Here is a 23,506-nt window from a genome sequence, read left to right as displayed (position 1 = left end):
GGCGGACCCGCCACCGGCCCCGGGGGCGCCGGGGGCGCCGCAGGCGGTATGGCGGGCGGCCAGGCGGTCCAGGGGCAGTTCTCCACCCGGCTGGACACCGCGGTCAGCCCGGGCAAGCAGAGCAGCGCCACCTTCCAGGTCCCGGACGGCAGCCTGCTGCTGATCACCGACATCGTCGCCGACGCGCCCCAGGGCGACGAGGGCACCCTGACCGTGAGCATCAACGGTCAGCAGGTCACCTCACTGGCGCTGGAGAACTTCCGCGACTACCCCAGCCACTGGGTCACCCAGATCCAGGCGCCGCCGAAGAGCAAGATCGTCCTGACCGTGGCCTGCCGCAGGCCCGGCACGCCGCCCGACGAGTCCGCCCCGGCCACCTGCGCCGAATCCCTCTTCGTCAGCGGCAGTTCGGCCGCCGCGCCCTCACCGTCCCCGTCGGGCTCCGCGCCGTAGCCGCACGGCAGCCGCATGGCGCTCAGGCACTGCGCTGACGCTCCTCCTGCTGCCGGACCAGCTCCTCGACCGCGCTCGGGAGGGTCGTCTCGAAGTCGATCAGCTTCGCCCAGGTCGGGGTCACGACGATCCGGACCATGCCGTCGTAGAGCGAGCGGACGCCGGCCTCCCACTCGACCCGCTGCTCGGGCGTCATCGTGTACGTGCCGTTCATCGTGAGGAACTCGTCCGGGATGCCCTCCACGACCTCCAGCTCGGCCCGGCCGCGGATGAGCAGGATCTTCGGCGGGTGCACCTCGGTGTCGATGGTCAGCGCGACCATCGGGTTGTGGCGCAGCGCCGGGAGCTTCGGGGCGTTCTTCGCCGTGCACATGACGCACTGCGAACCGTTCCAGAGGAAGCCGATCGGGATGACTCGGGGGGTGCCGTCCTCGGCGACATAGGCCAGCCGGGCCAGGTCACGGGCCAGGAGTTCGCGGCTGAGCGGACGGCTCAGCACCTCGCAGATCGCGCTCGGCTGCATGGTCGGACCCACCTTCCAGCGGTCGTGCACCCGTCCCTGCCAGCTTAGACCGACCGGCAGATGGTGGGTGGAGGAAGTCGCGGGCCTTCGAGCCGAGCGCCCTGGCCAGGCCCGGCCGCGAGGGGTTCGGCGCACGGGCGACCGCGCCAGGTTGATACCTGCATCCGATATGTGATCAGGTGTGCGCTCAGACATGCTGGTCGCGTAGGGGCATGTCGGGCAGATCGGGGTTGAGCGCTGGATGGCGATCGAACTACTGGATGAAGTCGTGCAGTTCCCGCAGTCCGCCGGCGTCGACCGGCCGCAGGGGACGCCGGGCTCGGTACAGGCGTTCGCCGCCCAGGTGCCGGCCCCACACGCCCAGGACGTCACGGGCCGGACCGAGACCTTCTCGGGGAACATCGCGGGGTTGAGCTTCACATGAGCAAGCAGATCACCAAGGCCCTCGAGGACGTCGCCAAGAAGGCCGGGGAGGGCCTGGCCACGGACTTCGCGGGTTCGTACCGCAAGATCCTCACGGACACCCACAAGGGCGCCACGGCCGTCGCCGAGACCACGGCGAAGAAGGAGGCGGGCACGGTCGAGGACCTCGCCGCACTCAAGAGGCCCAAGGGCGCGAGCGATGTCCCGAAGCCGTCGGAGCCCAAGCCCGGCCCGCCGCCGAACGCCTGGAACAAGCCGCTGCAGATCAAGCCGTCCGGTTCCGAGGTCCCCAAGCCGACCCCGCCCAAGCTGCGCAACGACGCGGAGGACCCGAAGAAGACCGCCACGCCCGCGACCAAGCGCACCACCAAGAGCGACCCGGTCGACATCGCCTCCGGGGACATGGTGCTCTCCGCCGTCGACCTCGCGCTGCCCGGCGTGCTCGCGCTGGTGCTGTCCCGCACCCATGTGTCGTCCTACCGGTGCGGTGGCTGGTTCGGCCGCTCGTGGGCCTCCACACTGGACCAGCGGCTGGAACTCGACGACGCGGGCGTGGTCTTCGCCGCCGAGGACGGAATGCTCCTCAGCTACCCCGTCCCACAGGTCGGCGCGGAGGTCGTGCCGACCGAGGGCCCGCGCTGGCCGCTGCGCTGGGACGGCGCGCCGGGCGGCACCCTGCGGGTCACCGATCCGCACACCGGCACGAGCTGGCACTTCGGCGCGCCGTCCGGTGCGCAGGGGCCGCACGCGCGCGAGGCCGGCTCGCTGCAGCTGCCGCTCACGGCGATAACCGACCGCAACGGCAACAGGATCGAGATCCTGCACACCGCCGACGGCATCCCGTACGAGGTCCGGCACACCGCCGGCTACCGGGTGGCAGTCGCGACCACCGGCAAGCGGATCACCGCACTCACCCTGCTCGACGACCGCGCGGGTGACGGGAGCGTCGAGGAGATCCCGTTGGTCGCGTTCGGCTACGACGGCGACGGCAACCTCGACGCCGTCACCGACTCCTCCGGCCTGCCGCTGCGCTACACCTACGACACGTCCGCCCGGATCACCGGCTGGACGAACCGTGCCGGGCACCAGTACCGCTACCTCTACGACCGCGCCGGACGCTGCGTGCAGACGCGCGGCGACGGCGGCTTCCTGGATGCCGTCTTCTCCTACGACACGGAGCGCCGCACCACCACGGTGACCGACTCGCTGGGCCACGCCACCGTGTTCGAGCTCGACGAGTACGGGCGGACGGTCCGCGAGAGCGCCCCCAACGGCGCGGTCGCCGCCACCTCCTGGGACCGCTACGGGCGGCTGCTGTCCCGGACCGACCCGCTGGGCGCCGTCACCGCCTTCGACTACGACGCCGACGGCAACCTGACCCGCAGCACCCTGCCCGACGGCACCGTCAGCACCGCCGGGTACGACGACTCGCACCGCATGGTCGACCTCGTCGCCCTGGACGGCACCCGCTGGGGCTACAGCTACGACGAGCGCGGGAACCTGACGGCCAAGGTCGACCCGCTCGGCGCCCGCACCACCTACGCCCACGGCGAGCGGGGCGAACCGCGCTCCACCACCGACCCGCTCGGCAGCCGGACCCAGGTGAGCACGAACCCGGCGGGCCTGCTGCTGTCCGTCACCGACCCGCTCGGCGCGGTCACCCACTGCACCCGCGACGCCTTCGGGCGCGAGGTGTCGGTCACCGACCCGCTGGGCGGGGTCACCACCTACGGTTGGACGATCGAGGGTCGCCCGGCCTGGCAGGTGGACGCCGAGGGCGGCCGCCAGGAGTGGACGTACGACGCCGACGGCAACCTGGTCGAGCACCTGGACGCCTCCGGTGCGCGCACCCGGTACGCGTACACGTACTTCGGACGGCTTGCCGCCCGCACCGAGCACGACGGCACGCGCTACACCTTCACCTACGACACCCAGCTGCAACTGACGGCCGTCACCAATCCGGCCGGGGCTCGGTGGACCTACCGCTACGACGCGGTCGGCGCACTGGTCGCCGAGACCGACTTCACCGGACGCACCATCACTTACACCCGCGACCTGACCGGGCAGCTGGTCGCGCGCACCAACGGCGCCGGCCAGAGCGTGACGTTCACCAGGGACCTGCGCGGACGCACCGTCCAACTGGCGGCCGCCGAGCAGACCATCCGTTTCGGGTACGACGCCGCGGGCCGGCTCCTGGAGGCCGACAACGGCACCGGCCTGCTGCGCTACCGCTACGACGCGGCCGGACGGACGGTGGCCGAGGAGTACGACGGCGCCGAACTCACCCACGGGTACGACCTGTCCGGGCAGCGCGTGCTGCGCCGCACGCCGGCCGGGGTGGAGAGCCGCTGGACGTACGACGCGGCCGGCCAACCGACCAGCCTGAGCACCGCGTCGGGCACGCTGGCCTTCGACTACGACGCCCTGGGCCGCGAGACGGTGCGCCGCTTCGGCGAGGCCGCGGTGCACCGCGGCTGGGACGCCATGGACCGGCTGACCGGCCTGTCCCTGACAGCCGGCGGGCAGAACGTCGCGCAGCGGTCGTTCGGCTACCAGGCCGACGGGATGCCCGTCGGCAGCACCGACAGCGTGCACGGACCGGTCGCCTACCAGCTCGACGCGCGGGCGAGGGTCACGGCCGTGACGGGGGCGAACTGGTCCGAGCGCTACGCCTACGACCAGTTGGGCAACGTGAGCGGCGGGCCGACGCCCGTATCAGGGGCGGGGACGGGGGAGCCGGCCGCACCGGCCGAGCTGGACGCACGGGGGCTGCTGCGCACCGCCGGGCGGACCTCCTACGACTACGACGGCCAGGGCCGGATCGTCCGGGAGACCCGTCGACTGCTCTCCGGTGGCCGCCTCACCTGGCACTACCAGTGGGACAGCCACGACCAGTTGATCCAGGTGACGGTGCCCGACGGCACGCTCTGGTGCTACCGCTACGACGCGCTCGGCCGACGCACGGCCAAGCGGCACCTGACCGCCGACGGCGCGAGCGTCCTGGAGGAGACCACCTTCAGCTGGGACGGCGCCCACCTGGCCGAGCAGCGGCACACCCGGGCGGGCACGGCCGAGCACCGGACGACGACCTGGGACTGGAGCGTCGGGGGCCAGCTCGCGCTGACCCAGCTCGACCGGCTGGAGCACGGGCTCGCCCAGGAGGAAATCAACCGGCGCTTCCACGCGATCGTGACCGACCTGGCCGGCGCGCCGACCGAGCTGGTCGACGAGAGTGGCGTCGTCTCGTGGCGCCGCCGCGGCACCATCTGGGGCCGGGACAGCGCCACGGGCCGCGAATCGCCCCAGCCCGTGGGTCCGGACGACTGCCCGCTGCGCTTCCCGGGCCAGTACCTGGACCGCGAGACCGGCCTGCACTACAACCTGTTCCGCTACTACGACCCGACGAGCGCCCGTTACCTGAGCCCCGATCCGCTGGGCCTGTCCGCTGCGGACAACCCCTACGGCTACGTCCCCAACCCGCTCGTCGGGGCCGACCCGCTCGGCCTCGACCCGGAGATGGTCGACCTCTACCACGGGACGACCAGGTCGGGTGCGGACAACATCGTCAGCCGGGGCATCAATCCCAACGTCAGCCCCCGCCCGATGGACTTCGGGCACGGCGGTTTCTACGTCACCAACGACCGCAGGCAGGCCGAGCAGTGGTCCCGCATGATCGGCCAGCGGCGCGGGGAGGACCCCGCGGTCCTTCACTTCAGAGTCCCGAAGGACCAGCTCGACGCGCTGCCCGGGCGGCGGTTCGGTCCGGACGACGACGCGGCGCTCGGACAGTTCATCCGCCATCACCGGGCGGACCGGAACGGCACCCGGATGCACGGATATGATCTGGTCGAGGGCAAGATGCTGATGAACATGAACAGCCTGCGCAACCGACAGATCCCGATGCGCCTGAGTGGCCATCAGATAGCCATCCATCATCAGGGCGGCGCCTCTCTATTCGATCAATCACTGGTGGGGATTCTTTAAATGGTCAGCGAATTCATCATCGACGCGGATGCGGAAATGCATCAGTTCTTCTCGGAGATCGCCGACTTCATGCAGGAGAGCCTCTCGATGGACCGGGCCGAGGCGGTGGCCCGGATCAACGCCTACTGGCAGGACACCGCCTTCTCCCCCTACCCCGACCTGGTGTGCCACGAGTCGGACGAGTACTGGGCCTACGGCATCGTCTACGGCGACGTGCCCTTCTGGGACGACACCGCCGACCGCTCCGCTTGGCAGGCCCGCCCGGCGCCCCCGGCGGACTCCCCGGCCTGGACGCTCCCCAGGACGGCCTGACGGTCTCAGGGCGCCTCGGCGCCCTCCTGGCCCGGCACGACGATCCGGATCACGCCGCCCCAGGCGCACGCGCAGGTGCAGGAGGCGGTGAGGGCTGGCAGCGCGTCCACCAGGACCGTCGGCGAGCCGGGCTCCCAGGGGGCGGGCAGCACCGGGACGCACGGCATCGGGATGAGCACACCAGTGCCGCGGCCGTCGCGGCGGCGACCTCGGGGTTCTGCTCGCTCAGGCACAGGCCGAACGGCGGGACGTTCACCAGCGGCTCGACGTCCGCGACCGTCGCGATCGGCAGACCGCCGATCGTCGCGTCCGGGCGCAGCACCGCCAGCACGGCCGGCGGTCCCTGCCCGAACGAGCACGCCAACTCGGCTCCCATGACCACCATCAGGCCCACGGCTCTCTCCTCACGATCCTCACGACGGGCGACCTCCGTTCCAGGCCCGCCGCCCCGCGGGTGCGCAGCGGCGCCCGGGCAGACCCCGGGGCAGCTGCGGCTGCCCGATCGGCCCGGCGGACGGAGGATGGACGATGGAGGATGGTGAATGGGGACGGCAGCGGAGGAGTGGTCACGATGACGGACGGCATGCCGCAGCGCTACGACGCCGGGCGCACGCGTCTGCTCCAGCACTGGCGGCAGGCGGCGGACACCCACCTCTCGCCGACCAAGCGGTCGCTGCTGGTGACCTGGACCAGCTTCGGGACCACCTTCGGCACCACCCGGCTGATCACCCACGGCATCCGGGACGGCTGGCTGCCCTGGGGGAACATCTCGGCCGGCGGCACCCACCTGCACCACTACAACTTCGGCATCGCGGCGCTGGCGGGCGTCGGCCTCGTCGCGGTGCGCGGCGACGAGCGGGCCGTCGGGCACCCGGTGGTCGCGGCGAGTTACGGGGTCGGCGCGGCGCTGATCGCCGACGAGTTCGCGCTGCTCCTGGACCTGCAGGACGTCTACTGGGCGAAGCAGGGCCGGGTGAGCGTGGACGTGGCGTTCGGCATCCTGGCGGGCCTGGGCGTGTATCTGACGGCGGCGCCGTTCTGGCACGAGATCGTCCGGATCGGCCGCCAGCACGCGGGCCGCCACCTGTTCGGCGGCTGCTGAGCCCAGCGCGCTCCCCTCCCGGGGTGCGGTGGGTGCGGGGGTGCGGTGACTTCGGGGCTTCGGGGGCTGCGGGGGCTGCGGGGCTACGGCGACTGCTGTGTCTACGCGCGTCACGAGATGTTCACCGCAAGGCCCCTCCCCAGGTCGACGGCCTAGTGCTGTCATGAGCGCATCCAGTCGGCAACTCGCCGCCGACGCTGCCCTTTTGGAGCTCCGATGCGCTCGACACCACCCCGCGCCGCCGTCACCGCGACCGCTCTCGCCCTCACCCTCGGCGGTCTGCTGACGGGCACCGCGCACGCCGCGGCCGCCCACCCCGCAGCCGTGCACACCGCGACCGCCCGCACCTCGGCGACCTGCTCGCAGGCGTACCTGCCGCTGCCCGACCCCGCCTGCACACCGGGCGCGCTCAACCCCGACGTCACGCAGGCGACCATCGACTCCACCATCTGCGTCTCGGGCTGGACCACGACGATACGGCCGTCCACCTCGTACACGAACAAGCTCAAGGCGCAGCAGATCATCGCCTACGGCTACAGCGACACCAACATGTCCGACTACGAGGAGGACCACTTCATCCCGCTGGAGCTGGGCGGCGCGCCCAAGGACCCGAACAACCTCTGGCCCGAGCCGCACTACAACGCCGGCGGCGGCACCTCCACCCAGAAGGACGCGGTGGAGAACGCGCTGAAGAAGGCGGTCTGCTCCGGCGCCGTCGAACTCGCCCCCGCGCAGGACGCCATCGCCACCGACTGGAGCACCGCGCTGGCGACCCTCGGGCTCGCCTGAGCAACGGCCGAAGGCTGGGCGACGGCCGAAGGCCGGGCGACGGCCGAAGGCCGAGCAACCGTCCAAGGCTGAGCACCCGCCAGAGACCGGGGGTGGGTGGTACCGCGGTACCACCCACCCCCGGCGCCTCACCCCCGGGTACCACGGATCAGGCGCCGCCGGCGGCCTACCCTGGCAGACAGGGCGTCGGACGGGCCGGCGCCCGGCCGAGCCTGGCACCGCAGCCGCGGCCGATCGCCCACTATGGACAGGTGACACCCCTGAGCGTCGACGACACCGCCGGCCCGGCGCCGCAGCCGCCCACCGCCCCCGACGGGACGGACCCGCTGTGGAGCCACCCGCTGGTCCTGCGGCTGGTCCGCGCCGGACAGCGCGTGCAGCGCGCGGACCGCGAGCGGCCGTGGGTGCTGGACACCGCCGTCGTGGTCGTGGTGTTCCTGCTGTTCTGCATCCCCGACCTGGTGCACGGCGGCGGCCCGCGCCACTCCGCCATCGACATCACCCACCTGCCGGTGGCCGGCATGCTCGCGCTCCAGGCGGCCCTGGTGCTGCCGCTGCTCTGGCGGCGCCGGGCACCCACCGTCGCGTTCGCGCTGACCGCGACCGCCTTCCTGGTCCAGTGGTCGATGCTCGTGCTGCTGCGCGCCGACATCGCCCTGCTGATCGCCCTCTACAGCCTCGCGCTGCACGGACGCCTGCGGCACCTGCCCTGGGCCTGCCTGGCCACCGAATGCCTGCTCGCCGTGGTGGCGCTGCGCGTCTCGCCCGCGGTCTCCTTCCTGGACGCGCTGTTCTTCCTCACCAGCGCGGCCACGGCCGCCGCCGCGCTGGGCCTGGCGCTGCGGATCCGCCGCTCCCACCTGGCCTCGCTGCGCGAACGCGCGGCCCGCCTGGTGGTCGAGCGCGACCAGCGCAGCAGGCTGGCCGCCGCCGCCGAACGGACCCGGATGGCACGGGAGATGCACGACATCATCGGCCACAACCTGTCCGTCATCATCGGCCTGGCCGACGGCGGCGCCTACGCGGTCGAGGTCGCGCCCGAGCGCGGCAAGGAGGCACTGCGGCTGATCGCGGGCACCGGGCGCCAGGCGCTGGGCGAACTGCGCCGGATGCTGGGCGTGTTGCGCGAGCAACCGGAGGGCGCCGTGCTCAGCCCGCAGCCCGGCATCGCGGACCTCGACGCGCTCTGCGAACGCGTCCGCGCCGCCGGGCCGCAGGTCACCTACCGCACCAGCGGCGACATGGCCGCGCTCGACCCGGGCGTGCAGCTGACGGTCTACCGGATCGTGCAGGAGGCGCTCACCAACACCCTCAAGCACGCGGGCCCGCAGACCCGAAGCCAGCTCACCGTGGCCGTCGAGGAGGGCGGGCTCAGCGTGCGGGTGGAGGACACCGGCCCGCCGGACGGCGCCGCCGCCGCGCCCCGCCCGGCCGGCGGGGAGGGGCACGGGATCGCCGGGATGCGCGAGCGCGCCACCCTCTACGGCGGCACGGTCAGCGCCGGGCCGCGCCCCGGCGGCGGCTGGACCGTCCTCGCCGTCCTGGACCTCGCCACGCCCAACGAGAACTTCCCCAGCACGCCCACCGACCCGGAAGACAGCACCCCGTGACCACCGTGCTCATCGTCGACGACCAGCCGCTGCAGCGCTTCGGCTTCCGCATGCTGCTGGAGAGCACCCCCGACACCGAGGTGGTCGGCGAGGCCGGGCACGGCGCCGAGGCGGTCCGCCAGGCCGCGTCGCTGCGCCCCGACGTCATCCTGATGGACGTCCGGATGCCCGGCATGGACGGCATCGAGGCCACCCGCCGGATCATCGCCGCCGGCGGGCGCTCCCGGATCCTCGTGCTGACCACCTTCGACCTGGACGAGTACGCCCACGCGGCGCTGCGCGCCGGGGCCAGCGGCTTCCTGCTCAAGGACGCGCTGCCGGAGGAACTGCTGGCCGGCATCCGGGCGGTGGCCTCCGGCGACGCGGTGATCGCGCCCGCGCTGACCCGGCGCCTGCTGGACGCCTACGCGCACCGGCTGCCCGGCAGCGCGCCCGTACCGGACGCCGACCACCCCCGGTTGCGCGCGCTGACCGAGCGCGAGCGCGAGATCCTGGTCGCCATCGGCCGGGGCTGGACCAACGGCGAGATCGCCGAGCGGCTGGTGCTGTCGGAGTCGACCGTGAAGACCCACGTCGGCCGAGTCCTGGCGAAGATCGGCGCGCGGGACCGCGTGCAGGCCGTGATCCTCGCCTACGACCTCGGACTCGCCCGCCCGGGCCCGACCGCCTGACGCATCATCACAGAACCTTCGCCATCTTCCGTGCTGCCCGGAGGGGCTGGCGTGCGGGCTCTCCGGGTGCTCGGGCTGGTTGATTGCAGGAGTTCGAAGATGGCGAAGGCTCAATGGCTCCAGCAGCCGGAGTAGGTCATGCTGAGACAGGGCCAGCTGGCACCTCCCGCGCTGAACTGCCCGTTCACAACGGAGAGTTGCACGGTGGCCCACCCTGTCGGCAGGGAGCGGAAGCTACCCGGGCCCGGGCCCCCGGCACACCACCCCACCCTGATCGGCTAAAGGAACTGGTGGTGGTCGCGCCGCTCGAAGCGGTGTCGGGCAGTGACTCCCTGATCCGCTGAGCCGGCGAAACCGTGACTGTCGTGGGTGTTTGGGAGCGCCTCAGTCCGCCAACTCCCGGGCCGCTTCCGGCCGGCCGAGATGGTGGGCCCAATCCAGGGGAGTGGCGTCGAAGCGCCGGTCGCGGATGGACGGGTCGGCACCCAACTCCAGCAGCAGCCGGATCGACGGGACGTCGTCGGCCGCGGCCGCCTGGTGCAGGGCGGTCTCCCAGGGCTGGTCGGAGGGGATGTCCCCACGGCCGAGCGCGTTGACGTCGAAACCGAGCCCGGCCAGCAGGCGCAGCGCCCCCGGCCGGCCGTTCGCCGCCGCCCAGACCATCGCCGACGGACGGGCCTCCCTCGCTTCGGCGGCAACCCCGGGGCGCGCGGCGAGCAGCCGGGCGACGGCGGGCCCATCGCCCGCCAGAGCCGCGCCGAGCAGCGCGTCCACCGGGTCCGCGGACGGGATCTCCGCGCCGTGGGCGACCAGGTGGTCCACGAGATCCTGGTCGCCGTTGCGCAGGGCCCGGGCGGCGGGGGTGCGACCGTCGGCGAACGGGGTGCGTACGTCCACGCCGTGCTCGACCAGGAGCTTGACCCGTTTCCCCTGGCGATGGTCGACGGCCCAGCCGAGTTGTCCGCGCAGCAGTTGCTGCGGGGTGTCCAGGGCCTCGCCGAGACGGGCCCGCCACGGGCCGCCGTCGCCCTGCCCGAGACCGTAGCCGAACAGCAGGCGCAGATGGTCGTCGTCGGTACCGAACATCCGGTTGTACAGCGCCTGGCCGTCCGACGGATCCGCGCCGGCGTCCAGGAACTGCCGGGCCAGGGCGAGCGAGTCGGGATGCCGGGGCTGTCGCAGCGGTCCCTGCTCGCCCTCCCCGAATGCACCGGTGAGCAGGGTGAACGGGGTCGGCAGGCCGTGCCAGAGGTAGCCTTCGTGCGGATCGGCCCCGGCGTCGAGCAGCAACCGGGCGGCGACCGTGGTGTCCCGGCCGACGGTGCCGTGCGTGCCGTCGGACCCGGCGCCGTCTCGGGCGATCACCCCGAGGCGCGAGTACACCAGGTAGAACAGCGGCGTCCAACGGTAGGGGCCGCCACGCCGGGTGGCCGCGACGCCGGGGCCCGCCGGGTCCGCAGCGAGATGGCGGCGCAGGGCAGCCACGTCGGCGGCCGCACCCGCGGCCCAGATGCTGAGGTCGACGATGCCCGGGTCCTGCGCAAGCAGTTCAGCTGCCTGGGACCAGCGGTCGGGGCCGTCCGCTGCGGTGTAGCCGAGGCAGGCGAATCGACAGAAGCGATCGGCCGGGCTCTCGGTGGCGCGCTCGACGGCTGTGTTTTCGCTGGGATCCCAGCGATAGCGGGCGATGGTCTGCAGGTAGTGCTTCAGCCGGGGCCAGCCGGCGAATCCGTACTCGCGAGCGACGACCAGTTGCGCGGAACTGAGCGCGAACCCCTGGTCGGCGACGAGGCCGTATGCGGCGACCCTGCGGACGGCGTCGGGATCGCCCCGGCGGACAGCACGTTGCAGGGTTCGGCACTGCCCGCGCAGGTGGTCCAGGTCGGCGTCCTCCGGCAGGATCCGATGACCGGGGCTCCGGCCTGCAGCCGGGGCGGGGTTCACGGGGGAAGGATCGGTCGGCACAACGGCCTCCTCTCGTCATGCCTGCTGTCCGCGTGGTCAGGCCGAAAGGAGTGCAGGGCCGTACGCACAGGTGAACCCGGATGGGCTGAGCCCTTCCCGCGGACCGGAGGCGCTCCGTGGCACCGCAGTCCGACAGTAGCGCCCGCCCCACCCGCCCGGAAAGTGCCTCGCCGATCGGGCTCGGCGCACGCCACCGGTTACAAGACCTCCCGCGCCCGCGAGCTCACCCCGAGCCAGAAGCAGGCCAACCGGATCCTGGCCGCCGGACACGCTCCGGCCGAACACGGATCCGCGCACCTGAAGGCACGGCGGATAGAGCCCAGGCTCCCGCGGTCAACCAGCCCGAGCACCCCAGAGAGCCCGCACGCCAGCCCCTCCGACCAGCACGTTCAAAGTTGGCGAAGCTTCACAAATCCTCCACCAAACCGGCTGAGCCCGCGCCTCAGCCCGCCGACGGCCCCGTGGCGGTGACCGAGCGCCAGTCCAGCTGGGTGGAGAGCACCATCGTGCTCGACGGCCGCCCGTACGAGGAGAGCCGGTCGATCAGCGCCTCGAACGCCTCGATCGACTCGGCCTCCACCTTGAGGATGCTGCACGCGTCGCCGGTGACCCGGTGGATCTCGCGCACCCCGGGCCACCGCATCACCTCCGGGTCGCGCAGCAGGCAGGTGGGTCCGTAGCAGGACATCCGGATGAAGGCGGGCACACACCAGCCCGCGCGGGCCGACTCCACGTGGGCGTGGTAGCCGGTGATCACGCCCGCCTCCTCCATCCTGCGCACCCGTTCGGTGACCGCCGGCGGTGACAGGTGCACCCGCCTGGACAACTCGCTGTAGGAGAGTCGCGCATCGCTCTGGAGCTCCCGCAGGATCGCCCAGTCCATGTCGTCCACGGCGGACCTTTCGTCCCAGAAGTGATCATGGCGATCCCGTCGCGAACTCAACGTCGCGGGGCACCGCCGCCGTGGATTCACTATTCCACCAACCCGCTCCCCGGCGCCATCATGAGCGGGCCTGCTACCAGAAGGGTTGACCATGGACGAGAGCGCTCCGACCGCGGTGCTGCGACCGGCGACGGCACGGGAGCGCACCGAGCGCGCGCGGGCCGGCGGAGGCCTGCCGACCCTGGAGTTCGCGGACCGGGTGCCCTACGACGTCTACGTCCGCACCGAGGAACTGCACGCCCTCCAGTACCCGTTGAGCGACGACGCCGGTGAGATGTCGTTCCTGGTGATCAGCCAGGTGATGGAACTCTACTTCGGGCTCACCCGGTTCGAGCTGCGCGAGGTGCAGCAGCTGCTGCGGGCGGACGACGTCTGGGGCGCACTGCTCCCGCTGCGTCGGGCCGCCCTGCACCTGGAGGGGCTCAACGCCAGCTGGCAGGGCCTGCGGTGGATGACCCCGGCGGACTTCAACAAGTTCCGCAACCAGCTCGGCGAGGGCTCCGGCTTCCAGTCCGCGATGTACCGGCACCTGGAGTTCCTGCTCGACCTGAAGACCGCCTCACTGATCCGGCCGTTCCGCCGACAGCTGGACGTCTACGCGGAGTTGGCCGACGCCCTGGCCTCCCCCAGCCTCTGGGACGACGTCATCGCGCTGCTCGCCCGCCACGGCCACGCCGTCCCCGCCGAGTTGACCGAGCGGGACTTCGCCGCCGACCGCCCGCCGCACCCGGCGGTCGAGGCCGCCTGGGTGGAGATCTACCGCGACGGCGGCCCGGACAACCACCTGCGCCTGCTCGGCGAGGCCCTCACCGAGGTGGCCGAGCAGTTCGGCCTGTGGCGCTACCGGCACCTGAGCGCGGTCCGCCGCGCGATGGGGGCCAAGCCCGGCAGCGGCGGCTCCAACGGCCTGGCCTGGCTGGAGCGGAGCATGGCCCGCGAGGTCTTCCCCGAACTCTGGTCCGCCCGCACCTACATGTGAGCCGGCACTGCCGCCTGCCGCCAGCTGAGGGGAGAGAACACCTGTGAGCACCCGACCGAACGTGTCCTGCGAGCCGGAGGCACTGGCGCTCGACGCGGCCGACCCCGGCCACCGCGACCTGTTCCACCTGCCGCCCGCCGACGGCGGACGGTACCAGGAGGCCGCCTACTTCGCGGGCAACTCCCTGGGCCTGCAACCGAAGGCGACCCGCGCCGAACTGCTTGAGGATCTGGACGACTGGCAACGGCTCGGCGTCGAGGGCCACTTGGAGGCCGGCCGGCCCTGGCTGCCCTACCACGAGCTGCTGACCGAGCCGGCCGCGCGGCTGGTCGGCGCCCGGCCCGCCGAGACCGTCGCGATGAACTCCCTGACGGTCAACCTGCATCTGCTGATGGTCTCCTTCTACCGGCCGCACGGCGAGCGGGTGCGCCTGGTGATCGAGGACAGCGCCTTCCCCTCCGACAGCTACGCCGTCCGCAGCCAGGTCCGCCTGCACGGCCTGGACCCGGACACCGACGTGGTCCGGCTTCGCCCGCGCGCCGGCGAAGCCACCCTGCGCACCGAGGACATCCTCGACCACCTGGCCCGCGAAGGACAGCGGGTCGCCCTGGTGCTGCTGGCCGGGGTCAACTACCTCACCGGCGAACTCCTGGACATCCCCGCCATCACGGCCGCCGGACACGCGGCCGGCGCGCTCGTCGGCTGGGACCTGGCGCACGCGGTCGGCAACATACCGCTTCAACTCCACGACTGGGGGGTCGACTTCGCCGCCTGGTGCTCCTACAAGTACCTCAACGCCGGACCGGGCGCGGTGGCCGGCGCCTTCGTCCATGAGCGCCACCTCGCCGACCGCGAGCTGCCCCGCCTGGAGGGCTGGTGGAGCACCGAGCCGGGGACCCGCTTCCGGATGGAGCCGGTCTGCCGCCCGCCGGCCACGGCCGACGCCTGGCAGGTCTCCAACCCGCCGATCCTCGCGATGGGCCCGGTGCGCACCTCGCTGGAGCTCTTCGACAAGGTGGGCATGGCCGAACTACGGGCCCGCAGCCTGCGGTTGACCGGCTACCTGGAAACCCTGCTGGACGACGTCTGTGCCGCGCGGCCGCTCACCGTGATCACCCCGCGCGAGCCGGAGCGTCGCGGCTGCCAGCTGTCCGTACGCCTCACCGGCGCCAGCGCCGCCGAGTTGGCCCGGCGGCTGCGCCACGGCTACGGCGTGATCGCCGACGCACGCGAGCCCGACGTCATCAGGCTCGCGCCCGTCCCGCTCTACTCGACCTTCCACGACTGCTGGCGCGCGGCCGACGCGCTGGCCGACGCCGTGGCGGTGACGGCATGACGGGCCCGGGGGCTGCGAAGGCCGGGCCGCCCGAGCCGATCGCCGTCGTCGGCGCGGGGTTGGCCGGCTGCCTGCTCGCCTGCTACCTGGCCCGCCGCGGCTACCGGGTGGACCTGTACGAACGCCGTCCGGACCCGCGCACCGGCGGTGCCGAGCGCGGCCGGTCGATCAACCTCGCCCTCTCGGAACGCGGACTGGACGCGCTGCGCCGAATCGGCCTGGAAGAGCGGATCATGGCCGACGCGCTGCCGATGCGCGGCCGCATGATCCACCCGGTGACCGGCCCGCTGGACTACCAGCAGTACAGCCACGACGGCGAACGCGCGATCAACTCGATCAGCCGCGGCGCGCTCAACAACGCGCTGCTCGACGCCGCCGAGGCCGCCCCGGGCGTCACCGTCCACTTCCGGCACCGGCTGACCGGGCTCGACCCGGCCGGGGGCGCGATGACGTACGAGACCCCGCAGGGCGAGGTGCGCACCGGCGCCGCGGTGGTGCTCGGCGCCGACGGAGCCGGCTCGGTGGTGCGCGGCCAGCTGGTAGCCCGCCGCGAGAGCGTCGAGGAGGTGGACTATCTCGACTACGGCTACAAGGAGTTGACCGTCCCCGCGGTGGACGGCGAGTTCGCGCTCGACCCCGGCGCGCTGCACATCTGGCCGCGCGGCACCTCGATGATGATCGCGCTGCCGAACCCCGACCGGTCGTTCACCTGCACCATGTTCTGGCCGGCCAGCGGCCCGGGAAGCTTCGAGGCGCTGAGCACGCCGGCCGCCGTCGAAGCGCACTTCCGCACCCACTACCCCGACTTGCTCCCGCTGGCGCCGGACCTGGCGGACGACTACCGGCACAACCCGGTCGGCCGGCTCGGCACGGTGCGCTGCGCCCCCTGGCAGACCCGCGGCCGGGTCGCCCTGGTCGGCGACGCCGCGCACGCCATCGTGCCGTTCTACGGCCAGGGCGCCAACTGCGGCTTCGAGGACGTCGTCGAGCTGGACCGCTGCCTGGAGGAGACCGGCGGCGACTGGCGGCGGGCGCTGCCGCTCTTCGAGCGGCGCCGCAAGGCCAACGCCGACGCGATCGCGGAGATGGCGCTGGCCAACTTCGTGGAGATGCGCGACAAGGTCGCCTCGCCGGTCTTCCGGTGCGTCAGGAGCGTGGAACACGCGCTGGAACGGGCGCTGCCCGGCCGGTTCGTCTCGCGCTACGAGCTGGTGTCCTTCTCCACCGTGCCGTACGCGCAGGTGCGCCGGCGCGTGCGGCGCCAGCAACAGCTGCTCGGGGGTGCGACCGCCGTCCTGGTGGGCGCCGTGGCCGCAGGTTTGTACAAGATCGGGAGGACCATGTGACCAGTCAGCTGTGGCATCCGGGGCTGCTGTCCGGACGGCCGGACGGCGCGCCCCGGCTGCTGCGCAACTATGTCGGCGGCGAGTTCGTGGGCGCGGCCAAGACCTTCGAGAAGTCGAGCCCGGTGACCGGCGAGACGCTCTTCGAGGTCGCCGAGGCCGACGCCGACACCGTCGACGCGGCGGTGGGCGCCGCCCGCGCCGCGCTGCGCGGGCCGTGGGGGCGGATGAGCGAGCAGGAGCGGGCGATCGTGCTGCGCCGGGTCGCGGACGAGCTGGAGCGCCGCTTCGAGGACGTCGTCGCGGCCGAGATCGGCGACACCGGCAAGTCGATCGCCCAGGCCCGCACCCTGGACGTGCCGCGCGGGGCGGCCAACTTCCGTGCCTTCGCGGACATCGCGGCCACCGTCGGGACGGAGTCGTACACCACCGCCACCCCGGGCGGCGGCCGGGCGCTGAACTACGCGGTGCGCAAGCCGGTCGGCGTGGTGGCCGTCATCGTGCCGTGGAACCTGCCGCTGCTGCTGCTCACCTGGAAGGTCGCCCCGGCGCTGGCCTGCGGCAACACCGTGGTGGTCAAGCCCTCGGAGGAGACCCCCTCCTCGGCGACGCTGCTCGCCGAGGTGATGGCCGCGGCCAGGGTGCCCGACGGGGTGTTCAACCTGGTACACGGCTACGGGCCGGACTCCGCGGGCGAGTTCCTCACCCGCCACCCCGGCGTGGACGCCATCACCTTCACCGGCGAGTCCGCCACCGGCAGCGCCATCACCCGGGCCGCCGCCGACGGCGTGAAGGCCCAGTCCTTTGAACTGGGCGGCAAGAACGCCGGGTTGGTCTTCGCCGACGCCGACCTCGACGCGGCCGTCGAGGGCTCGGTGCGCTCCTCCTTCACCAACGGCGGCCAGGTCTGCCTGTGCACCGAACGCCTCTACGTCCAGCGCCCGGTCTTCGAGGAGTTCACCGCCCGGCTGGCCGAGCGCGCGGGCGGGCTCGCCTTCGGCTGGCCCACCGACGAGGCCACCGGCACCATCCCGCTGATCTCCCGCCGGCACCGCGACAAGGTGCTCGGCTGCTACGACCTGGCCCGCGCGGAGGGCGCCACCGTGCTCACCGGCGGCGACGTCCCGGCCTTCGGCGACGCCCGCGACGGCGGTTGGTACGTCCGGCCGACGGTGATCACCGGCCTCGGCCCGCAGGCCCGCACCAACCGGGAGGAGATCTTCGGCCCGATCTGCCACATCGCCCCCTTCGACGACGAGGAGGAGGCGTTCGCCCTCGCCAACGACAGCGACTACGGCCTGGCGGCCACCGTCTGGACCCGGGACGTCGGCCGGGCCCACCGGGCGGGCGCCGCGCTGGACGTCGGCCTGGTCTGGGTCAACACCTGGTTCCTGCGCGACCTGCGCACCCCCTTCGGCGGCATGAAGGCCTCGGGGGTGGGCCGCGAGGGCGGCCGGCACTCGATCGACTTCTACAGCGAACTCACCAACGTGTGCGTGCAGTTCGGCGATGCGGACGGGCCACCCGGGTCGCTGTCCGGCGCCCGGGACAACCGGGGGGCGGGCCGATGAGCGCCGAGGCGGTGCGCGAGGCGGCCGCGATCCTCACCGGCGCCTACCGCAGCAAGGTGCCCTGCCCGCCGCTGCGCGGGAAGGTGCTGGAGGTGGGCGACGTCGAAGCGGCGTACGCGGTGCAGCGGGCCCAGGTGGAGGAGTGGACGGCCCAGGGGCGGCGGCCGGTCGGGGCGAAGGTCGGTCTGACCTCGCCGGCGGTGCAGCAGGCCTTCGGGGTCTTCCAGCCCGACTTCGGCGTGCTGTTCGCCGACATGGCGGTGCCCGACGGCGCCGAGGTGGACCTCGGCCGGCTGCTGCAGCCCAAGGTGGAGGCGGAGGTCGCCTTCGTGCTCGGCGCCGACCTGCCGTACGAGGAACCGACGGTCGCCGACGTGATCCGGGCGACGGAGTTCGTGCTGCCGGCGATCGAGATCGTCGACTCGCGGGTGGCCGGCTGGGACATCTCCATCGTCGACACGGTGGCCGACAACGGCTCCAGCGGGCTGTTCGTGCTCGGCACCACCCCGCGCTCACCGGCGGAACTGGACCTGCGGCTCTGCGGGATGGTGCTGGAGCACCGCGGCGAGCCGGTCTCGGTCGGCGCGGGCGCCGCCTGCCTGGGCAACCCGCTGCACGCGGTGGCCTGGCTGGCGGGTCAACTGGCACGCTCAGGGCGACCGTTGAAGGCCGGCGAGGTGGTGCTCTCGGGGGCACTGGGCCCGATGGTGCCGGTCACCGCGGGCGGCATGTACGAGGCGAGGATCTCCGGCCTGGGCTCGGTCCGGGTCGGCTTCGAACACAGGGAGAGCGCATGACCACCGGCGTAGCCGTGATCGGGTCCGGCAACATCGGCACCGACCTGATGATCAAGGTGTTGACGCTCTCGACGTCGCTGCGGATGGTGGCGATGGCCGGCATCGACCCGGCCTCCGACGGTCTGGCCAGGGCGGCGAAACTCGGCGTGGCCACCACCGCCGAGGGCGTCGAAGGGCTGGTGGCGCTACCGGAGTTCGCCCAGGTGGAGGTGGTCTTCGACGCCACGTCGGCCGGCGCCCACCGGCACAACGACGCGGTGCTGCGCGCGCACGGCAGGACGGTGATCGACCTGACGCCGGCCGCCGTCGGCCCGTACGTGGTACCGCCGGTCAACCTGGAGCAGCACCTGCACGAACCGAACGTCAACATGGTCACCTGCGGCGGGCAGGCCACCGTGCCGATCGTCGCCGCGGTCGGCCGGGTCACGCCGGTGGTCTACGGCGAGATCGTCGCCTCGATCGCCTCCCGTTCGGCGGGTCCCGGCACCCGGGCCAACATCGACGAGTTCACCGAGACGACGTCCCGGGCGATCGAGGCCGTCGGCGGCGCCACGCACGGCAAGGCCATCATCGTCCTCAACCCGGCCGATCCGCCGCTGCTGATGCGCGACACCATCTACTGCCTGTGCCCGGACGCCGACGCCGACCGGGGCGCGATCGCCGCCTCGGTCGCGGACATGGTGGCCGCCGTCCAGGAGTACGTGCCCGGCTACCTGCTCAAGCAGGAGGTGCAGTTCGACCGGGTGGACGCCTACGTCCCGGCGCTGGGACGGGCGTTCAGCGGTCTCCAGGTCTCGGTCTTCCTCCAGGTCTCGGGCGCCGGGCACTACCTGCCCGAGTACGCGGGCAACCTCGACATCATGACGTCCTCGGCCCTGCGGACCGCCGAACGGATCATCGCCCGCCGCGGCGAGAACGCGAGCGAAGGAGCAGGAGCACGATGAAGCAGCTGTACATCCAGGACGTCACCCTGCGCGACGGCATGCACGCCATCGGGCACCGCTACACCGTCGAGCAGGTGCGCACCATCACCGCCGCGCTGGACGCGGCCGGGGTGGACGCGATCGAGGTCGCGCACGGCGACGGGCTGGCCGGCTCCAGCGTCAACTACGGCCACGGCGCGGCCAGTGACCACGACTGGATCGCCGCCGCCGCCGAGGTGCTGACCCGCGCCCGGCTGACCACCCTGCTGCTGCCCGGCATCGGCACCATCGCGGACCTGCGCGCCGCCCGCGACCTGGGCGTCACCAGCGTGCGGATCGCCACCCACTGCACCGAGGCCGACATCTCCGCCCAGCACATCGGCTGGGCCCGGGAGAACGGCATGGACGTCTCCGGGTTCCTGATGATGTCCCACATGAACGACCCGGCGTCGCTGGCCGCGCAGGCCAAGCTGATGGAGTCCTACGGCGCCCACTGCGTCTACGTCACCGACTCCGGCGGCCGGCTCACCATGCGCGACACCGCTGAACGCGTGGACGCCTACCGGCAGGTGCTGGACCCCGGCACCCAAGTCGGCATCCACGCCCACCACAACCTCTCGCTGGGCGTGGCCAACAGCGTCACCGCGGTGGAACACGGCGCCACCCGGGTCGACGCCTCGCTGGCCGGCCAGGGCGCGGGCGCCGGGAACGCCCCGCTGGAGGTGTTCGCCGCGGTCGCCGACCTGACGGGCTGGCAACATGGTTGCGACGTCTACGCGTTGATGGATGCCGCCGACGACCTGGTGCGTCCGTTGCAGGACCGCCCGGTGCAGGTGGACCGGGAGACCCTCTCGCTCGGGTACGCCGGGGTCTACTCCAGCTTCCTGCGGCACGCCGAGCGGGCCTCGGCCAAACACGGGGTCGACGTCCGTTCGATCCTGGTCGAGCTGGGCCGGCGCCGGATGGTCGGCGGCCAGGAGGACATGATCGTCGACGTGGCGCTCGACCTGGCCCGCACCCAGCGCGAGGAGGCCGGCCATGCCCCTGCCGCAGGCTGAAGTGAGTTCCCTCGCCGCACAGTTGGACGAGGCGGCGCGCACCGCCACCGCCATGCCGCAGCCGCGGTGGTCGCCCGGCGCCGACACCGACGACGCCTACGCCGTGCAGGCCGCGCTGACCGAACGGCGCCTGGCGCGCGGGGAACGGCTGGTCGGCCTGAAGATGGGCCTGACCAGCCGGGCCAAAATGGTCCAGGTGGGCGTCTCAGAGGTGATCTGGGGCCGGCTCACCGACCGGATGCGGATCCCCGACGGGGGCCCGGCGGACGTCGGCGCGCTGATCCACCCGCGCGTCGAGCCGGAGGTCGCGTTCCTGATCGGGCGCGACGCGCGGCCGGGCGACGACTTCGCCTCCGTGGTGACGGCGGTGGCCCCGGCGCTGGAGCTGATCGACTCGCGCTACGCGGACTTCCGTTTCTCGCTGCCCGACGTGATCGCCGACAACACCTCGGCGGCCGGCTTCGTGATCGGGCCCTGGCAGCCGCCACCGGCCGGACTCGCCAACCTGGGCGTTCTGTTGGAGATCGACGGGCGGGTGGTGCAGACCGGCTCGACCGCCGCGATCCTGGGCGATCCGCGCCGGGCCTTCGACGAGGCCGTCCGGCTGGCCGGGCGCCAGGGCGTGCGACTTCGGGAGGGCTGGCTGCTGCTGGCCGGCGCCGCCACCGCCGCCGTACCGCTGGCGCCGGGGTCGCAGGTGCGGGCCGTCGTCGAGGAGTTGGGGACCGCAGCGCTGTGGGCGAAGGGAGCCGACGGTGCCTGAGGCCAGGGTGGTGGCGGGCAAGGCGACCCCGCGCGGCCGCTTCCCGCACGTCAAGGTGGCCGGCGGGTTCGTCTTCGTCTCGGGAACCAGCAGCCGGCTCCCGGACAACTCGATCGCCGGCGCCCGGGTGGACGCGCTGGGCACCACCGCGCTGGACATCCGGGTGCAGACCCGCGCGGTCATCGAGAATCTGCGCGACCTGCTGCGCGAGGTCGGCGCGGACCTCACCGACCTGGTACAGGTGACCGGTTACCTGGTGTCGATGAACGACTTCGGCGGCTACAACGAGGTCTACGGCGAGTACTTCGACGAGAGCGGCCCCACCCGTACCACCGTCGCCGTCCACCAACTCCCGCACCCGCACCTACTACTGGAAATCCAAGCCGTCGCCGTGCTGCCGGGCGAGGGCGGACCGGAGGGACGGACACGATGACCGAGATCAGCGACCCGGTGAGCTTCCCGGGGTGGATCGAGGAGAACGGGCACCTGCTCAGGCCCCCGGTCAACAACAAGCAGATGTTCCCCACCGGTTCGGACTTCATCGTCCAGGTGGTGGGCGGTCCCAACCAGCGCACCGACTTCCACGTCGACCCGTACGAGGAGTTCTTCTACCAGGTCAAGGGCGACATGCACGTCGACCTGATGACGGCCGAGGGCCCGCGCACCGTGCACATCCGCGAGGGCCAGATGTGGGTGCTGCCGGGCGACGTCCCGCACTCCCCGCAGCGGCCGACGGCCGGCTCGATCGGCCTGGTGATCGAGCGGGTGCGCGCCGAAGGCACTCTGGAGCGCTTCCAGTGGTACTGCCTGGAGTGCAGCGCCCTGTTGCACGACGTGGAACTCCAGGTGCGCGACATCGTCGCGGACCTGCCGCCGGTCTTCCAGGCCTTCTACGCCGACAACGAGGCCCGCACCTGCGGCAGTTGTGGCGCCCTGCACCCGGGCAGGGGCTGATGAGCGACCCCGTCGTCGACGTCCACACCCATCTGGTGCCGCGCGGCTGGCCCGACCTCGCGGCGGCCTGCGGCGGCACCGGCTGGCCGTGGCTGAGGATCGACTCCGAGCGGGCGGCCATGATCATGGTCGGCGAGAGCGAGTTCCGGCCCATCGGTGCCGCGTGCTGGGACCCAGCCACCCGGCTCGCCGACATGGACGAGGACGGCGTGGACGTCCAGGTCGTCTCGCCCACCCCGCTGTTCTTCTCCTACGACCGGCCCGCCGAGCAGGCGGTGCGGATCGCCCGGATATTCAACGACCTGACCCTGGAGCTCACTTCGGCCGGCTCCGGGCGGCTGCTCCCGTTCTGCCAGGTGCCGCTGCAGGATCCGGACGCCGCCTGCGCCGAGCTGGACCGCTGCCTCGCCGCCGGGCACGCCGGCGTGGAGATCGGCAACCACGTCGGTGACCGCGACCTCGACGACGAGGGCCTGGTCACCTTCCTCCAACACTGCGCCGAGGTCGGCGCACCGGTCTTCGTGCACCCCTGGGACATGGCCGACGGCCCGCGGCTGGACCGCTGGATGGCCCGCTGGCTGACCGGGATGCCGGCCGAAACCCACCTGTCGGTGCTGGCCCTGGTGCTCGGCGGCGTCCTGGACCGGGTGCCGCCGAGCCTGCGGCTCTGTTTCGCGCACGGCGGCGGGAGCTTCCCGTTCTGGCTGGGGCGCGCCGACAACGCCTGGCACCGGCGCGGCGACCTGGTGCGCGGCCGCTCCGAGCACCCGCCGAGCCACTACACCGACCGCTTCTTCGTGGACTCGGTGGTCTTCGAACCCGCCGCGCTGCGCCTGCTGGTGGACACCCTCGGCGAGGACCAGGTGCTGCTGGGCAGCGACTACCCGTACCCGCTGGGCGAACGGCCGGTGGGCCGGGTGGTGCACGAGTCGGCCTTCCTGACCGAGTGCCAGCGCGGCAAGCTGCTCTCCGGCAACGCCCTGCGATTCCTCGGAAAGTGGTGACGG

Annotated in this window: 22 protein-coding genes and 1 pseudogene; 19 read left to right on the top strand and 4 right to left on the bottom strand. The window is 72.6% G+C overall.

Annotation, left to right across the window (positions count from 1 at the left end; translation table 11 throughout):
• Positions 1 to 48 precede the first annotated feature (48 nt).
• Positions 49 to 453 (top strand): hypothetical protein, encoded by a 405-nt coding sequence (locus BS80_RS28345; RefSeq protein WP_051967292.1) that lies wholly within the window; start codon positions 49 to 51, stop codon positions 451 to 453.
• A 22-nt stretch (positions 454 to 475) separates the two neighbouring features.
• Here BS80_RS28345 and BS80_RS28340 read toward each other — a convergent pair whose 3' ends face one another.
• Positions 476 to 976, bottom strand: coding sequence for a pyridoxamine 5'-phosphate oxidase family protein (locus BS80_RS28340; protein ID WP_035804139.1), 501 nt, complete (start codon positions 974 to 976; stop codon positions 476 to 478).
• Positions 977 to 1,217: 241 nt separating this feature from the next.
• Between BS80_RS28340 and BS80_RS28335 the strand changes: the two genes are divergently transcribed.
• Genes BS80_RS28335 through BS80_RS28325 form a run of 3 tightly spaced genes read left to right on the top strand, consistent with a single transcriptional unit; the run spans position 1,218 to position 5,695 of the window.
• Positions 1,218 to 1,400 carry a hypothetical protein gene (locus BS80_RS28335; RefSeq protein ID WP_035803431.1) on the top strand — a complete coding sequence of 61 codons (183 nt, stop codon included), beginning with the start codon at positions 1,218 to 1,220 and terminating at the stop codon, positions 1,398 to 1,400.
• A complete protein-coding gene (locus BS80_RS28330) occupies positions 1,397 to 5,383 on the top strand; it encodes a DUF6531 domain-containing protein (protein WP_051967291.1) in 3,987 nt (1,328 codons plus the stop codon). Before BS80_RS28335 ends, BS80_RS28330 begins: the two co-directional genes overlap by 4 nt.
• Complete coding sequence (locus BS80_RS28325) at positions 5,384 to 5,695, top strand: hypothetical protein (protein ID WP_035803429.1); 312 nt, start codon at positions 5,384 to 5,386, stop codon at positions 5,693 to 5,695. It abuts the gene before it with no gap.
• A gap of 5 nt (positions 5,696 to 5,700) precedes the next feature.
• Here BS80_RS28325 and BS80_RS28320 read toward each other — a convergent pair.
• Positions 5,701 to 6,071 (bottom strand): annotated as a pseudogene (locus BS80_RS28320) (DUF4280 domain-containing protein).
• A 195-nt stretch (positions 6,072 to 6,266) separates the two neighbouring features.
• On the opposite strand from BS80_RS28320, the gene BS80_RS28315 reads away from it, so the two are divergent.
• From BS80_RS28315 to BS80_RS28300, 4 genes are all read left to right on the top strand, one after another.
• A complete protein-coding gene (locus tag BS80_RS28315; RefSeq protein WP_051967290.1) occupies positions 6,267 to 6,797 on the top strand; it encodes a hypothetical protein in 531 nt (176 codons plus the stop codon).
• Between the two features lie 216 nt (positions 6,798 to 7,013).
• Positions 7,014 to 7,586: a hypothetical protein gene (locus tag BS80_RS28310; protein ID WP_035803427.1), complete on the top strand. Its 573-nt coding sequence runs from the start codon at positions 7,014 to 7,016 to the stop codon at positions 7,584 to 7,586.
• Between the two features lie 260 nt (positions 7,587 to 7,846).
• On the top strand, positions 7,847 to 9,196 hold the full coding sequence (locus BS80_RS28305) for a sensor histidine kinase (RefSeq protein WP_051967411.1): 1,350 nt from the start codon (positions 7,847 to 7,849) through the stop codon (positions 9,194 to 9,196).
• Positions 9,193 to 9,867 carry a response regulator gene (locus tag BS80_RS28300; protein WP_035803426.1) on the top strand — a complete coding sequence of 225 codons (675 nt, stop codon included), beginning with the start codon at positions 9,193 to 9,195 and terminating at the stop codon, positions 9,865 to 9,867. The genes BS80_RS28305 and BS80_RS28300 overlap by 4 nt, the downstream gene beginning before the upstream one ends.
• A gap of 384 nt (positions 9,868 to 10,251) precedes the next feature.
• On the opposite strand, the gene BS80_RS28295 is transcribed toward BS80_RS28300, so the two are convergent.
• Both BS80_RS28295 and BS80_RS28290 read right to left on the bottom strand, forming a co-directional pair.
• A complete protein-coding gene (locus BS80_RS28295; RefSeq protein ID WP_051967289.1) occupies positions 10,252 to 11,811 on the bottom strand; it encodes an ankyrin repeat domain-containing protein in 1,560 nt (519 codons plus the stop codon).
• Positions 11,812 to 12,274: 463 nt separating this feature from the next.
• Positions 12,275 to 12,715, bottom strand: coding sequence for an Lrp/AsnC family transcriptional regulator (locus BS80_RS28290; protein ID WP_232246711.1), 441 nt, complete (start codon positions 12,713 to 12,715; stop codon positions 12,275 to 12,277).
• Between the two features lie 151 nt (positions 12,716 to 12,866).
• Between BS80_RS28290 and BS80_RS28285 the strand changes: the two genes are divergently transcribed.
• Genes BS80_RS28285 through BS80_RS28235 form a run of 11 tightly spaced genes read left to right on the top strand, consistent with a single transcriptional unit; the run spans position 12,867 to position 23,503 of the window.
• On the top strand, positions 12,867 to 13,754 hold the full coding sequence (locus tag BS80_RS28285) for a tryptophan 2,3-dioxygenase (protein ID WP_035803417.1): 888 nt from the start codon (positions 12,867 to 12,869) through the stop codon (positions 13,752 to 13,754).
• 43 nt (positions 13,755 to 13,797) lie between these two features.
• Positions 13,798 to 15,090: a kynureninase gene (gene kynU / locus BS80_RS28280; protein WP_157536645.1), complete on the top strand. Its 1,293-nt coding sequence runs from the start codon at positions 13,798 to 13,800 to the stop codon at positions 15,088 to 15,090.
• Positions 15,087 to 16,436 (top strand): FAD-dependent oxidoreductase, encoded by a 1,350-nt coding sequence (locus tag BS80_RS28275; protein WP_051967288.1) that lies wholly within the window; start codon positions 15,087 to 15,089, stop codon positions 16,434 to 16,436. Before kynU ends, BS80_RS28275 begins: the two co-directional genes overlap by 4 nt.
• Entirely contained in the window at positions 16,433 to 18,004 is a 1,572-nt protein-coding gene (locus tag BS80_RS28270; RefSeq protein ID WP_083975468.1) for a 2-hydroxymuconic semialdehyde dehydrogenase, read from the top strand. Before BS80_RS28275 ends, BS80_RS28270 begins: the two co-directional genes overlap by 4 nt.
• Entirely contained in the window at positions 18,001 to 18,801 is an 801-nt protein-coding gene (locus BS80_RS28265; RefSeq protein WP_035803414.1) for a 2-keto-4-pentenoate hydratase, read from the top strand. Before BS80_RS28270 ends, BS80_RS28265 begins: the two co-directional genes overlap by 4 nt.
• Positions 18,798 to 19,745: an acetaldehyde dehydrogenase (acetylating) gene (locus BS80_RS28260; RefSeq protein WP_035803412.1), complete on the top strand. Its 948-nt coding sequence runs from the start codon at positions 18,798 to 18,800 to the stop codon at positions 19,743 to 19,745. The genes BS80_RS28265 and BS80_RS28260 overlap by 4 nt, the downstream gene beginning before the upstream one ends.
• The gene (gene dmpG, locus BS80_RS28255; protein WP_035803410.1) at positions 19,742 to 20,782 is read left to right on the top strand and encodes a 4-hydroxy-2-oxovalerate aldolase; all 1,041 of its coding nucleotides are present in this window, start codon (positions 19,742 to 19,744) and stop codon (positions 20,780 to 20,782) included. Before BS80_RS28260 ends, dmpG begins: the two co-directional genes overlap by 4 nt.
• Positions 20,763 to 21,545: a 2-keto-4-pentenoate hydratase gene (locus BS80_RS28250; protein ID WP_035803408.1), complete on the top strand. Its 783-nt coding sequence runs from the start codon at positions 20,763 to 20,765 to the stop codon at positions 21,543 to 21,545. Before dmpG ends, BS80_RS28250 begins: the two co-directional genes overlap by 20 nt.
• Positions 21,538 to 21,978 carry a RidA family protein gene (locus BS80_RS28245; RefSeq protein ID WP_035803406.1) on the top strand — a complete coding sequence of 147 codons (441 nt, stop codon included), beginning with the start codon at positions 21,538 to 21,540 and terminating at the stop codon, positions 21,976 to 21,978. Before BS80_RS28250 ends, BS80_RS28245 begins: the two co-directional genes overlap by 8 nt.
• Positions 21,975 to 22,499 (top strand): 3-hydroxyanthranilate 3,4-dioxygenase, encoded by a 525-nt coding sequence (locus BS80_RS28240; RefSeq protein WP_035803404.1) that lies wholly within the window; start codon positions 21,975 to 21,977, stop codon positions 22,497 to 22,499. The genes BS80_RS28245 and BS80_RS28240 overlap by 4 nt, the downstream gene beginning before the upstream one ends.
• Positions 22,499 to 23,503, top strand: a complete 1,005-nt coding sequence (locus tag BS80_RS28235; RefSeq protein WP_035803402.1) for an amidohydrolase family protein — start codon at positions 22,499 to 22,501, stop codon at positions 23,501 to 23,503. Before BS80_RS28240 ends, BS80_RS28235 begins: the two co-directional genes overlap by 1 nt.
• Positions 23,504 to 23,506 lie beyond the last annotated feature (3 nt).

Source organism: Kitasatospora mediocidica KCTC 9733, assembly GCF_000744225.1.
Taxonomy (GTDB): Bacteria; Actinomycetota; Actinomycetes; order Streptomycetales; family Streptomycetaceae; genus Kitasatospora; species Kitasatospora mediocidica.
This window is presented reverse-complemented; position numbering and strand designations above follow the sequence as displayed.

Bases quoted from the DNA above. Each gene is read 5' to 3' on its own strand.
- BS80_RS28345 (WP_051967292.1), top strand. From the start codon at position 49: ATGGCGGGCGGCCAGGCGGTCCAGGGGCAGTTCTCCACCCGGCTGGAC.
- BS80_RS28340 (WP_035804139.1), bottom strand. From the start codon at position 976: ATGCAGCCGAGCGCGATCTGCGAGGTGCTGAGCCGTCCGCTCAGCCGC.
- BS80_RS28335 (WP_035803431.1), top strand. From the start codon at position 1,218: ATGGCGATCGAACTACTGGATGAAGTCGTGCAGTTCCCGCAGTCCGCC.
- BS80_RS28330 (WP_051967291.1), top strand. From the start codon at position 1,397: ATGAGCAAGCAGATCACCAAGGCCCTCGAGGACGTCGCCAAGAAGGCC.
- BS80_RS28325 (WP_035803429.1), top strand. From the start codon at position 5,384: ATGGTCAGCGAATTCATCATCGACGCGGATGCGGAAATGCATCAGTTC.
- BS80_RS28315 (WP_051967290.1), top strand. From the start codon at position 6,267: ATGACGGACGGCATGCCGCAGCGCTACGACGCCGGGCGCACGCGTCTG.
- BS80_RS28310 (WP_035803427.1), top strand. From the start codon at position 7,014: ATGCGCTCGACACCACCCCGCGCCGCCGTCACCGCGACCGCTCTCGCC.
- BS80_RS28290 (WP_232246711.1), bottom strand. From the start codon at position 12,715: ATGGACTGGGCGATCCTGCGGGAGCTCCAGAGCGATGCGCGACTCTCC.
- BS80_RS28285 (WP_035803417.1), top strand. From the start codon at position 12,867: ATGGACGAGAGCGCTCCGACCGCGGTGCTGCGACCGGCGACGGCACGG.
- BS80_RS28275 (WP_051967288.1), top strand. From the start codon at position 15,087: ATGACGGGCCCGGGGGCTGCGAAGGCCGGGCCGCCCGAGCCGATCGCC.
- BS80_RS28265 (WP_035803414.1), top strand. From the start codon at position 18,001: ATGAGCGCCGAGGCGGTGCGCGAGGCGGCCGCGATCCTCACCGGCGCC.
- BS80_RS28260 (WP_035803412.1), top strand. From the start codon at position 18,798: ATGACCACCGGCGTAGCCGTGATCGGGTCCGGCAACATCGGCACCGAC.
- dmpG (WP_035803410.1), top strand. From the start codon at position 19,742: ATGAAGCAGCTGTACATCCAGGACGTCACCCTGCGCGACGGCATGCAC.
- BS80_RS28250 (WP_035803408.1), top strand. From the start codon at position 20,763: ATGCCCCTGCCGCAGGCTGAAGTGAGTTCCCTCGCCGCACAGTTGGAC.
- BS80_RS28240 (WP_035803404.1), top strand. From the start codon at position 21,975: ATGACCGAGATCAGCGACCCGGTGAGCTTCCCGGGGTGGATCGAGGAG.
- BS80_RS28235 (WP_035803402.1), top strand. From the start codon at position 22,499: ATGAGCGACCCCGTCGTCGACGTCCACACCCATCTGGTGCCGCGCGGC.